The sequence below is a fragment of the Aequorivita sp. CIP111184 genome (assembly GCF_900489465.1).
Classification (GTDB): Bacteria; Bacteroidota; Bacteroidia; order Flavobacteriales; family Flavobacteriaceae; genus Aequorivita.
In genome coordinates this window covers 54,947-66,604 of the sequence record NZ_UEFQ01000028.1, presented here as the reverse complement: position 1 = coordinate 66,604, position 11,658 = coordinate 54,947, and the positions used below count along the sequence as shown (strand labels likewise).

Sequence of the window (11,658 nt, the reverse complement as noted above, 5' to 3'; positions counted from 1 at the left end):
TATAAAAAAATGAAAACTATACTGAAATTATTACTTGTATTTTCACTCTTCACCAGTTGCATTCCGATGCAAAAAGTCCCGAAAGACGCTAAGATGACCGATTTTTTCCACTTTCAAAAGGCGAAAAACTACGATGCTTCAAAATGGGCAGTTTTTCTTCCGGGAACTGGCGGTTTGCGAATTTTTAAAGACACTACACATTATTATAACGTTGCTGAAAAACTAAACGCTGAAGGTATTTCAGTTTTACTGGTTGACAACGTGGCTGCATATAAAGCTTCCAAAAGAGAGGTTGATGAAGAAGAACCGGTACAAATTCTTTGGACACTGGAAGAAGCCTTAAAATGGGCAAAACAAAATGCACTTATTGACCAAAATTCTGATGGAAGCGTTGTGGGGTGGTCACGTGCAGGCTTGGGCTTAATCCCACTCGCCAATGATGCTTCGGAGCTTGAAAGACTAAAAATAAAATCAATTGCATTATTCTATCCAGCAAACGGTTATGAAATTCAACTTAAACCAAAAGTTCCAGTACTTATTATGACCGGCGGAAAGGATAAAATTGTAAAAGTTGATGATATTTTGAAGTATATGGTTGCCGAAAATGCAACTATTCAGGTTTATGATGATGCCTACCACGGCTATGATGTAAAAAGCTTGAAAAAAGGAAAATATTTTAGGTTCATTCCTTTTATTAGCAAAAAGCAGTATCTTTTGAAATATAATGAGGTCGCTGCAAAGGAGTCTTTTGAGGAGTTGATTAAATTTTTGAATAACAAATAAAAGCTTTGTAGGTTCTCTGCCACAATATTTACATAGAGGCCACTGAAAACAAGAAAAATATTATGGCAACACCCTTCCCAATCATAATAACAGAACGCTTAAACCTTCGTAAAGTCCTACCAACAGACGCGGATAGGGTTTATTATTTCCGTTCAGACAAAGAGATCAATAAATACATAAAGAGACCTCCGCAAACACAAGAAATGGCAATTGCGCATATTCAACTATTGGATTCAAATTTAAAGTCAGGTATAGGAATCGCTTGGGGAATTTCAACAAAAGAATCTAACGAATTAATAGGCAACATTTGTCTATGGAATTTTTCAGAAGATAAAAAAAAGGCAGAGATAGGTTACGACCTCGATCCAAAATTTCATGGCAAGGGATTTATGAGTGAAGCCCTAAAAGCCGTATTGGATTTTGGATTCAACCAAAGAGGTTTTGAAACCATTGAGGCCTACACGGATCATAGGAATATTCCGTCAAAAAAACTACTAAAACTACATGGATTTATTCCAAGCAATGACACGAAAGATCCTGATAACCAAAATAATGAAGTATACTATCTAAACCGTTAGTTTTTGTCTTCCAGCAATGGCACAAATCGGAATTCTCCGTACTCTTCTTTCTCAAATTCGGTATCAGATTTACGTAAAAAGACTGTCATAATCTGTACATTTTCACCCACGGGAATCACCAATTTTCCACCTACTTTCAATTGGGCCAATAATGGATTTGGAACAAAAGGCGCTCCTGCTGTTACAATTATTCCATCAAAAGGAGACTCCGCTTCGAGACCAATATAACCATCACCAAAAATCAATCGCTTAGGTTTGTATCCTAGTTTGGGAAGAAAAAGTTTTGCTTTTTTGAAAAGTTCGTTTTGTCTTTCAATGGTAAAAAGTGTTGCTCCTATTTCTAAAAGCACTGCGGCTTGATAACCACTACCCGTTCCAATTTCAAGAATTTTATCGCCTTTCTTAACATTCAAAAGTTCTGTTTGGCGCGCTACTGTATAGGGCTGCGAAATGGTTTGATCTGCTGCAATGGGGAACGCTTTGTCAATATAGGCGTGGTCCACAAAACCGGAATCCATAAAAAGATGTCGCGGAATTTTGCCTATTGCCTGTAAAACATTTTTGTCGACAATCCCTTTCTTTTTAAGGGTTTCAACTAATTTTTTACGCATTCCCTGGTGGGTAAATGTATCTTTCACTTTTATTGATATTAGATTTGAGACGTGAGCTATTTAGACCTTACAAAGTAACCAAATTTGTCAAATTAGTGCCAAATTTCAAACTATATAACTTATAAACCATTAAACTTATAAACTCATCAACCCATCCACTTCTAGTCTTCCCAAAAACCATTATCTTTGAAAAAAAACACACGCCAATGCTAAAAGCGGGAGTTCTGGGTGCCGGTCACTTAGGAAAAATACACTTGAAATTATTGCAACAATCCACAAAATATGAACTTGTGGGTTTCTACGACGCTAGTAAAGAAGCTTCGGAAAAAATAGTTGATGAGTTTGGTTATAAAAGCTTTCCCACAATGGAAAGCCTTATTGATGCCAGTGAAATGGTTGTAGTGGTAACGCCCACCAGCAAACATTTTGAATGTGCCGAAATGGTAATTAAAGCCGGGAAACATGTTTTTATTGAAAAACCCATCACTCAGACTGTAGCTGAAGCCGAGCAAATTCGTGATTTAGCGAAAAAACAAAAGGTTCGTGGCCAAGTAGGTCAGGTTGAGCGTTTCAACCCAGCTTTTATTGCTATAAAAGATAAAATAAGCAACCCGATGTTTATTGAAACGCATCGCCTTTCAGAATTCAACCCTCGAGGAACCGATGTCTCGGTAGTTTTAGACTTGATGATTCACGACATTGATGCCATTTTGAGCATTGTAAAAAGTCCTGTAAAAGCAGTGAGCGCTAGTGGAGTTTCGGTAATCAGCGAAACGCCGGATATTGCTAATGCGCGAATTGAGTTTGAAAACGGCTGCGTGGCAAATTTGACTGCAAGCCGAATTTCACTAAAAAAAATGCGCAAAGCCCGTTTTTTTCAGCGGGACGCATACATTTCAGTAGATTTTCTGGAGAAGAAATGTGAAGTAGTAAAAATGAAGAATGCTCCTTCTGAAATTGATGATTTCGCAATGATATTGACCAATGCAGAAGGCATTAAAAAACAAATCTATTTTGAAAACCCAAAAATTGAGAACAACAATGCGATTCTCGATGAGCTTGAAAGTTTTTACGAAGCCATAAAGGCAGACAAAACACCAGAAGTATCCCTACAACAAGGTGCTGAAGCACTTCGGGTAGCCATGTTAATTATTGAAAATTTCAAAAAAATATAACTAAATAAAATTTCATTTTAATGAAAAACGTAGCAGTAATAGGCGCAGGAACAATGGGTAACGGAATTGCCCACACCTTCGCTCAGTTTGATTATAAAGTACAATTGATTGATGTTCAACAAGCATCACTTGACAAAGGTATTGCAACCATCACCAAAAATCTGGACAGAATGGTGGCCAAAGAAACCATTACAGAAGCCGATAAACTGAGGACTCTTAAAAACATTACGACATATACAAACCTAGAAGAAGGTGTTGAGTATGCAGGTCTTGTGGTAGAAGCCGCAACTGAAAATGTAGATTTAAAACTGAAAATTTTCCGCGATCTCGATAAATTTTGTCCAGATGATACGATTCTTGCGAGTAATACTTCCTCCATTTCAATTACACAGATTGCCTCGGTTACATCCCGTCCAGAGATGGTTATCGGGATGCATTTTATGAATCCAGTACCAATTATGAAATTGGTCGAAATCATTAAAGGCTACAACACCAGTGAAGAAACTTTTAAAATCGTGGAAGAGCTTTCCAAAAAACTGAATAAAGTTCCCGTGGAAGTAAATGATTATCCAGGCTTTGTAGCAAACCGTATTTTAATGCCAATGATAAACGAGGCAGTTGAAACATTATACAACGGCGTTGCGGGCGTTAAAGAAATTGATACGGTAATGATGCTAGGGATGGCACACCCGATGGGACCATTGGCTTTGGCTGACTTTATAGGTTTGGATGTCTGTCTTTCTATTTTGAAAGTTATGCATGAAGGTTTTAAAAATCCAAAATACGCCCCTTGCCCCCTATTAGTAAATATGGTAATGGCAGGAAAACTAGGTGCCAAAAGTGGTGAAGGTTTTTACGATTATAGCCAAAACCGAAAAGCAGAAGACGTTTCAAAAATGTTTGCAAAATAATTTATTGGCAGGCTGTAAATTACAACTTTCCATTAATCACTGAAAAAATGGCCAAAATTATCCCCTTTAAAGCCGTCCGCCCTACGCGGGACAAAGTGAGTCTGCTCGCTGCACGTTCTTATGACAGCTATACGTTAACACAAGTGGAGTCACGCTTGCGGGATAATCCTTTTTCATTTTTGCATATTGTAAATCCTGGTTATAAATATCAGAAGGAAATTTCGGGCGTGGAACGTTATGGTTTGGTGCGCAATCGTTATCAAGAGTTTAAAGAAGACGAAATTTTCATGCAAGATGAAAAGCCTTCGTTCTACATTTATAAAATTGTAAATCGGGATGGTCTCGAATTTAATGGTATCGTGGCTGCAGCGAGTGTTCAAGACTATGCAGATGATGTTATCAAAAAACACGAGGATACACTGGAATTTCGCGAAGTAATATTCAAAGAATATTTGAAAACGGTAGGTTTCAATGCTGAAGCTGTGCTACTCACCTATCCAGACAATCCGGAACTAGAAACCATTATAGATTTTGTAATGCAGAGCCGGCCGGAATATGAATTTACAACCACATATCGGGACACACATTATCTTTGGAATGTAGATAACGAAGAACTACTCGAAAAAATACAGCAGATTTATAGTGAAATACCAGCGCTTTATATTGCAGATGGTCACCACCGGTCGGCCTCTTCGCATTTATTAGCTAAGGATTTAAAGGAAGAAAACCCACATCACACGGGTGAAGAAGCTTATAATTTTTTCATGAGCTTCTTGATTCCTGAAAGCGATTTGAAAATATATGAATTCAATCGTTTGGTGAAAGATCTCAATGGTTTAAAGAAAGAAGAGTTTTTAATAAAACTAGATGGATATTTCCGAATAGAAAATCGAGGTATGGAATATTACAAACCTTCCAAAAAGCACCATTTTAGTATGTATTTGGATGGTGAGTTTTATTCGCTTTATCTTCGGAAGAGCAAATATGAAATCAACAACGCCCTTGATGCACTAGATACACAGATTTTATATGTAACTATTTTAAAACCACTTCTCGGTATTGAAGATTTACGCAACGACCAACGCATAGATTATTCACACGGCAAAAGAGATTTGGCATATGTGAAAACTGTTGTAGATTCGGGAACATTTGCCGTAGGTTTCGGCTTATTGCCCATAACTACGCAAGAAATGAAAATGATTGCCGACGAAGGTTTAAAGATGCCTCCAAAGAGCACTTATATTGAACCCAAGCTTAGAAGTGGTGTTACTATTTATGAATTCTGATTAAGAAAAGAGAGGAAAAAAGAGATGAGTATTTCAGAAAATTTAAAAAAGTTTAATTCAGAATTACCTGAAAACGTTACCCTTGTTGCAGTTTCTAAAACCAAACCAGTGAGCGATTTGATGGAAGCTTACAATCAAGGTCAACGTGTTTTTGGTGAAAACAAAATTCAAGAAATGGAGTCCAAATGGCAGGAAATGCCAAAGGACATTCAGTGGCATATGATTGGTCATGTGCAGCGCAATAAAGTGAAATATATGTCGCCTTTTGTGAGTTTGATTCACGCGGTAGACAGTTTAAAACTTTTAAAAGAAATAAACAAAGAAGCCGAAAAGAACGAAAGAAGCATAGATTGTTTGCTCCAAATAAAAATAGCTGAAGAGGATAGCAAATTCGGAATGGATAAAGGTGATGCTGCAAAACTTTTAGCTTCGGAAGAACTAAAAAAGCTTCAAAACGTAAAAATTGTAGGCTTGATGGGAATGGCAACATTTACTGATGATGAAAAGCAAATTTCCGAAGAGTTTCAGAAACTGCAGAAGATTTACAATGAATTTAAAATCCAATCCCGCGAATTCGGGACAGAGCTCAAAATTTTAAGTATGGGAATGAGCGGCGACTATAAAATTGCAATTGCCAACGGAAGCAATATGGTACGTGTTGGGAGTGCGATTTTTGGAGAACGAAATTATAATAATTAGAGAAGAGAACAAAAAGTTTGATGTACGCAATTTTAGATATAGAAACAACGGGCGGCAAATACAATGAGGAGGGAATCACCGAAATTGCAATTTATAAATTTGATGGTCATAACATTGTTGACCAATTTTCAAGTTTAGTCAATCCAGAAAAACCAATACAGCCCTTTGTTGTAAACTTGACAGGCATAAATAATGAAATGCTTCGGCACGCACCAAAATTTTACGAAGTAGCCAAGCGAATAATAGAAATTACAGATGGTTGCATTATGGTTGCGCACAATGCGCTTTTTGACAATAGAATTCTCACTACCGAATTTGACCGTCTTGGCTATCATTTTGAAAAAGAAACACTCTGCACGGTAGAACTATCCAAAAAGCTGATTCCAGATATGCCATCGTATAGTTTAGGTAAGTTGGTTCGCTCATTGGGAATTCCGTTGAGTGATCGTCACCGCGCACAAGGTGATGCAAAGGCAACTGTTGCGCTCTTTAAAATGTTATTGGCTAAGGACACTTCAAAAGAAATAATTACCGAAACGCTTCGCAAGGATCCAAAACGTCAATTAGCGCCAAAACTACTTGATATCATTGAAAGCACTCCTTCAGAAATAGGAGTTTATTATATGCACAATGTAGCAGGAAATGTAATTTACATTGGCAAAAGCAAAAACATCAAAAAAAGGTTGATGCAGCATTTTACCAATGATAATCGCAAGTCGAAGAAAATCCAGCTGGAAGTAAAATCGGTTACTTTTGAAAAGACTGGCAATGAATTAATAGCACTTTTAAAGGAATCTGAAGAAATTAAACAGACCAAACCGTTATTTAATAGATCGCTGCGCAGCACCCTTTTTACACATCAACTTACTTCTTTTGTGGATGAAAACGGATATATAAATCTGAAGATTGAAAAAGCTGACGGTAGAAAAAAAGCCATTACAACCTTTAGTAATTATCAACAGGCTAAGACATCACTTTTCAAAATAACTGAAGAAAACCAACTTTGTCAGAAACTTACCGGACTTGAAAATGGCGACAAAAGTTGTTTTAACCATACTATTAAAGAATGCTATGGAGCTTGTGTAAACAAAGAATCTTCCGAAGAATATAACAATCGTGTTAAAGCATTTTTGGACAAATACAGTTATGAAAACCAAAGCATACTTATTATAGACCGCGGTAGGGATATTGAAGAACGATCGGTGATTTTGATTGAGAATGGAGTTTATAAAGGATATGGTTTTTACAATTTGAATTACCAAATCAACAATCCTGAAATTCTAAAATCCATTATCAACCCAATGCACAACAGTAGAGATGCACAACACATTATCCAGAATTACATGCGAAAAAACAAAGTGCTTAAAACCGTAAACCTTTCAACCAATACGGTTAATTAGTTTAAAGTTGCTTATTTTAGACTTTCAAAAAACACAAATTGAAACCAACCGATAAAAAATCTTGGCGTTTTAAGCTTCACGAAATTATTTATGAAGCAGATACGCCCATGGGCAAGCTTTTCGATGTTGTACTTCTCATCCTTATTTTATTAAGCATTGTTTTAGTAATGCTTGAAAGCGTTAGTGAGATTGATGCTAAATACCACGAAATACTATATTTAGGTGAGTGGATTATTACTATATTTTTCAGTATTGAATACATAGCCCGGATTATTACAGTTAAAAAACCCAAAGCTTATATTTTCAGTTTTTATGGTATTATAGATTTTCTATCAACCATTCCGCTCTATTTATCATTCCTTTTTGCTGGAAGTAGTTTCTTACTTTCCGTTCGTGCGCTAAGACTTTTACGTGTTTTTCGAATTTTAAAGATTACGCGTTATATAGGCGAGGCCGCAAAATTGCGAAAGGCACTTGCCAACAGTAAAGCAAAAATACTTGTTTTTCTTTTCGCAGTTCTAGTTATAGCTGTAATTGCAGGTACACTAATGTATATAATTGAAGGCCCTGAACACGGCTTTAAAAGCATCCCCATAAGTGTTTATTGGTGTATTGTAACCCTAACTACGGTTGGTTTTGGAGATATTGCACCTTCCACTCCGCTTGGGCAGTTATTAGCAACGGTTATTATGATTTTGGGTTATGGAATTATCGCTGTACCCACAGGTATTGTTAGCGCAGAATACACAAAGAGCATGGACAAAAATGATGTGTTAGGGAAAGATTATGTACACGTAAATACACAGGTTTGCACTAATTGTGGTGCGCAACGGCATAGGGATGATGCTAAGTTTTGCCATAAATGCGGTGAAAATTTACATCCCGAAATTAATCCCGAAGTATAATGCCTTCTAAAAAACCTTTGCTCATATGTGTTGTGGGACCAACAGCTATAGGCAAAACAGCATTGTCCATCAAACTTGCAAAAGCTTTTTCAACAGAAATTATATCTGCAGACTCTAGACAGTTTTATGGAGAAATGCGCATTGGCACAGCCGTTCCATCAAAGGAAGAGCTGGAAGCTGCACCGCACCATTTCATCCAAAACAAAAGTATTTTTGAAGATTATTCCGTCGGTGATTTTGAAAGAGATGCAATTGAATTGCTAAAGAATCTCTTTGAAAAAAATAAAGTGGCCATAATGGTCGGAGGTTCGGGATTATATGTTGATGCCGTGGTAAAGGGATTGGACAGTTTTCCGAATGTATCTCCAGAAATTCGGGAGCAATTGAATTCTGAATTGAATGAAAAGGGTATTGAAGCGCTTCAAAGGGAATTGAAAAAAGTAGATGCTGCATATTTCGAGAAAGTTGACATTCACAACCCACATAGATTGGTTCGTGCTTTGGAGATTTCGCGGAGCACTGGAAAACCGTATTCTTCATTTCTGAATAAAGAAAACGAGGAAAGAGATTTTGAAACCATTATTATCGGCTTGACAGCAGAAAGGGAATTAATTTATGAACGCATTAATCAACGTGTTGATAAAATGATAAATGAAGGATTGCTTGAAGAAGCAAATTCACTTCTACCCCATAAACAAAGAAATGCGTTACAAACTGTTGGTTACCGGGAGCTCTTTGAATATTTTGAAGGAAATATTACCAAAGAAGAAGCCATTTCAGAAATAAAGAAAAATACACGCAGGTTTGCAAAACGGCAAAATACCTGGTTCAAGAAAAATGAAGCGATTCAGTGGTTCAATCACGATACTGATGTTTCAGAAATCCTACTCTATATAAAAGAAAAAAACGCCTCATAAAGGCGTTTTTTTACACTTATCTTAATGATAGAAGATAGAATTTAATTGTCAACTTCACTCTTCACCACTAAACGGAAACCTTCTCCGTGAATGTTGATTATTTCAACACCATCATCTTTGCTAAGATATTTACGAAGTTTAGCAATGTAAACATCCATACTTCTTGAGGTAAAATAGTTATCATCCCTCCAGATTTTAGTCAGAGCAAGTTCTCTTGGCATCAAATCATTTTTGTGAAGTGCCAAAAGACGTAATAATTCATTCTCTTTTGGAGAAAGTTTTATTGGAGTTTCCTTATTATAAGTTAAAAAGCGCAATTTAGAGTTCAAATGGAAATTACCAACCTGGAATTCAAATTGTTTGCTATCTGCTATAGAATCTGTAGCTTTTCTTTGAATGATAGCCTTAATTTTCATTAAAAGCACTTCGCTATCAAAAGGTTTATTGAGGTAATCATCTGCCCCAACTTTATAACCTTTCAATACATCTTCTTTCATGGCTTTGGCCGTTAAGAATATAATAGGCACATCTTCGTTTTTCTCGCGAATTTCCTTTGCCAATGTAAAACCGTCTTTGTACGGCATCATTACATCAAGAATACAAAGATCGAAATCGTCTTTTTTAAATTTTTCAAAACCTTCCATGCCATTTTTTGCGTGCGTAACGTTGTAATCGTTCATGGCAAGGTAATCTTTTAGTACTGTCCCAAAGTTGGGATCGTCTTCAACTAGAAGGATTTTTTTGTTTTCTGTTTCCATAATTTTAAGATATTAAGTGTAGTTTTATTATAAAAGTGCTGCCTTTTCCTTTTTCACTTTCAACGTATATTTCTGCATCGTGATCATCTAAGATGCGCTTTACGTATGCCAGTCCAAGGCCGTGTCCTTTCACGTTGTGTATATCGCCAGAGTGTTCTCTGTAAAATTTTTCAAATATTTTTTTCTGAACTTGCTTTGTCATCCCCATTCCTTGATCTCTTATTTTGAGGATAATACTGTTTTTTACATTTTCTGAATAAATATCAATCTTTGGCTCATCTTCAGAATATTTAATAGCATTATCAAGCAAGTTAACAATCACATTGCTAAGGTGTGATTCATTGGCCAATACTGTAGATTTGAGAGCTCCATAATGTGTTTTGATATATCCGCCCCTATCTTCCACGATCAAACTTACATGCGAAATTGCGTCTTCCACAATTTCCTGTAAATCAAAACGCTCCTTTGGCAAGTCTAACTCGTTCTTTTCAAGTTTTGAAATCCGCAATACATTTTCAACTTGTGCGTGCATTCGTTTATTTTCGTCCCGTATCATTCCCAAGTAACGATCCAAAAACTCCTTATTATCCTTTACTTTAGGATTTTTAAGAGAATCAAGTGCTAAATTTATGGTAGCTATTGGCGTCTTGAACTCGTGGGTCATATTATTTATAAAATCAGTCTTAATCTGAGAAATTTGTCTTTGCTTATATATTTGTGAAATAGCGCTGGAATATGCTAAAATTATTACCGAAGTAAACACCAGAGAAAGAATGGCCATTCCCAAAATGCTATTTAAAACCAGTTTTTCCTTTTCTGAAAAATTCACATAAAGCTCATACCCATTTTTGTCTTCATTAACAAAAAGTGGCACGTTATAATTGCTCTTTTCAACGTACTTAAAATCTTTAGAGCGAACCTTGGTTTCCAAATTATTACTATAAACAGCAAATTCAAATTTGGAATTTAAACCTCTCTCCCTAAGCTCCTTTGTGATCAATTCGTCAATCTGGGCTGCATCTACTCTCTTATATATTGGAGTTAGCGCAGTTACATTACCAACAAAATCCTCAAACTGCTTTCGCTCATAATCCTTCATTCTAGAAAAAGACTCTACTCGTGTCTCAGTGGTAGTAGTTCCATCTATGCTTTTAGAAATTTTGGTCTTAGTCTTCCTGTTAGTTAACTTTGTAAACTGAATACTATCGGTATCTGTATTCATAAGACCTGAGGAAAGTTTGTAATCCTGTTCTAAAATTCCGTCGGTAAAAATATATGTTTCATTCGTGGCCTTATTCTGAATTCTATAGGCCAATTCTGTGAAAATCGCATTATCGGGAACCTGTATGCTATCTATATAGGCACTGTAAACTTGATAATAGGCTTCATTCTCCCGTAACTGAATTTCTTTTGCAACAGACAAAAGAACCTGTTTTACATTAATGGTAAATTGATCTGTTTTGGTTTGATATGCATTTGATATCCAATATCCCTGAACAAATACTATTCCCAATAATGAGAGGCTCATGAGCGCTATAAGCAATACGAATAGCTTTTTGTTCATACCTCAAAAGTAAGATTTTAACATTTAGCTACTTGTTCATTTAACCAAATGTTAACAAAAGAAAAGACAAT

At 36.2% G+C, this 11,658-nt stretch carries 12 protein-coding genes; 9 read left to right on the top strand and 3 right to left on the bottom strand.

The genetic code is table 11. The features are described 5' to 3' along the window. Positions 1-9 precede the first annotated feature (9 nt). Together AEQU1_RS13175 and AEQU1_RS13170 are read left to right on the top strand one after the other, a co-directional pair. Entirely contained in the window at positions 10-783 is a 774-nt protein-coding gene (locus AEQU1_RS13175; protein ID WP_111881842.1) for a dienelactone hydrolase family protein, read from the top strand. Positions 784-845: 62 nt separating this feature from the next. Continuing rightward, positions 846-1,361 carry a GNAT family N-acetyltransferase gene (locus tag AEQU1_RS13170; RefSeq protein WP_111881840.1) on the top strand — a complete coding sequence of 172 codons (516 nt, stop codon included), beginning with the start codon at positions 846-848 and terminating at the stop codon, positions 1,359-1,361. On the opposite strand, the gene AEQU1_RS13165 is transcribed toward AEQU1_RS13170, so the two are convergent. Next, a complete protein-coding gene (locus AEQU1_RS13165; RefSeq protein WP_111881839.1) occupies positions 1,358-1,999 on the bottom strand; it encodes a protein-L-isoaspartate(D-aspartate) O-methyltransferase in 642 nt (213 codons plus the stop codon). The two genes, AEQU1_RS13170 and AEQU1_RS13165, sit on opposite strands and share 4 nt — an antisense overlap. Positions 2,000-2,178: 179 nt before the next feature. Between AEQU1_RS13165 and AEQU1_RS13160 the strand changes: the two genes are divergently transcribed. From AEQU1_RS13160 to miaA, 7 genes are read left to right on the top strand one after another with little or no spacing between them, the layout of a single operon-like run. Then, complete coding sequence (locus tag AEQU1_RS13160; protein ID WP_111881837.1) at positions 2,179-3,147, top strand: Gfo/Idh/MocA family protein; 969 nt, start codon at positions 2,179-2,181, stop codon at positions 3,145-3,147. A 20-nt stretch (positions 3,148-3,167) separates the two neighbouring features. Further along, positions 3,168-4,058: a 3-hydroxybutyryl-CoA dehydrogenase gene (locus AEQU1_RS13155; protein ID WP_111881836.1), complete on the top strand. Its 891-nt coding sequence runs from the start codon at positions 3,168-3,170 to the stop codon at positions 4,056-4,058. Positions 4,059-4,105: 47 nt separating this feature from the next. Next, entirely contained in the window at positions 4,106-5,344 is a 1,239-nt protein-coding gene (locus AEQU1_RS13150) for a DUF1015 domain-containing protein (protein ID WP_111881834.1), read from the top strand. Between the two features lie 24 nt (positions 5,345-5,368). After that, positions 5,369-6,043: a YggS family pyridoxal phosphate-dependent enzyme gene (locus tag AEQU1_RS13145; protein WP_111881833.1), complete on the top strand. Its 675-nt coding sequence runs from the start codon at positions 5,369-5,371 to the stop codon at positions 6,041-6,043. A gap of 20 nt (positions 6,044-6,063) precedes the next feature. Further along, positions 6,064-7,443 (top strand): exonuclease domain-containing protein, encoded by a 1,380-nt coding sequence (locus tag AEQU1_RS13140; protein WP_111881831.1) that lies wholly within the window; start codon positions 6,064-6,066, stop codon positions 7,441-7,443. Between the two features lie 38 nt (positions 7,444-7,481). Further along, entirely contained in the window at positions 7,482-8,348 is an 867-nt protein-coding gene (locus AEQU1_RS13135) for an ion transporter (protein WP_258455300.1), read from the top strand. Beyond that, positions 8,348-9,265 (top strand): tRNA (adenosine(37)-N6)-dimethylallyltransferase MiaA, encoded by a 918-nt coding sequence (gene miaA, locus AEQU1_RS13130; RefSeq protein ID WP_111881830.1) that lies wholly within the window; start codon positions 8,348-8,350, stop codon positions 9,263-9,265. The genes AEQU1_RS13135 and miaA overlap by 1 nt, the downstream gene beginning before the upstream one ends. A 41-nt stretch (positions 9,266-9,306) precedes the next feature. Here miaA and AEQU1_RS13125 read toward each other — a convergent pair whose 3' ends face one another. Next, positions 9,307-10,023 (bottom strand): response regulator transcription factor, encoded by a 717-nt coding sequence (locus AEQU1_RS13125; protein WP_062620724.1) that lies wholly within the window; start codon positions 10,021-10,023, stop codon positions 9,307-9,309. 4 nt (positions 10,024-10,027) lie between these two features. Beyond that, positions 10,028-11,587, bottom strand: a complete 1,560-nt coding sequence (locus AEQU1_RS13120) for a sensor histidine kinase KdpD (RefSeq protein ID WP_111881829.1) — start codon at positions 11,585-11,587, stop codon at positions 10,028-10,030. Positions 11,588-11,658 lie beyond the last annotated feature (71 nt).

Coding starts and splice junctions, on each gene's coding strand:
- AEQU1_RS13175 (WP_111881842.1), top strand. CDS start 10: ATGAAAACTATACTGAAATTATTACTTGTATTTTCACTCTTCACCAGT.
- AEQU1_RS13170 (WP_111881840.1), top strand. CDS start 846: ATGGCAACACCCTTCCCAATCATAATAACAGAACGCTTAAACCTTCGT.
- AEQU1_RS13160 (WP_111881837.1), top strand. CDS start 2,179: ATGCTAAAAGCGGGAGTTCTGGGTGCCGGTCACTTAGGAAAAATACAC.
- AEQU1_RS13155 (WP_111881836.1), top strand. CDS start 3,168: ATGAAAAACGTAGCAGTAATAGGCGCAGGAACAATGGGTAACGGAATT.
- AEQU1_RS13150 (WP_111881834.1), top strand. CDS start 4,106: ATGGCCAAAATTATCCCCTTTAAAGCCGTCCGCCCTACGCGGGACAAA.
- AEQU1_RS13145 (WP_111881833.1), top strand. CDS start 5,369: ATGAGTATTTCAGAAAATTTAAAAAAGTTTAATTCAGAATTACCTGAA.
- AEQU1_RS13140 (WP_111881831.1), top strand. CDS start 6,064: ATGTACGCAATTTTAGATATAGAAACAACGGGCGGCAAATACAATGAG.
- miaA (WP_111881830.1), top strand. CDS start 8,348: ATGCCTTCTAAAAAACCTTTGCTCATATGTGTTGTGGGACCAACAGCT.
- AEQU1_RS13125 (WP_062620724.1), bottom strand. CDS start 10,023: ATGGAAACAGAAAACAAAAAAATCCTTCTAGTTGAAGACGATCCCAAC.
- AEQU1_RS13120 (WP_111881829.1), bottom strand. CDS start 11,587: ATGAACAAAAAGCTATTCGTATTGCTTATAGCGCTCATGAGCCTCTCA.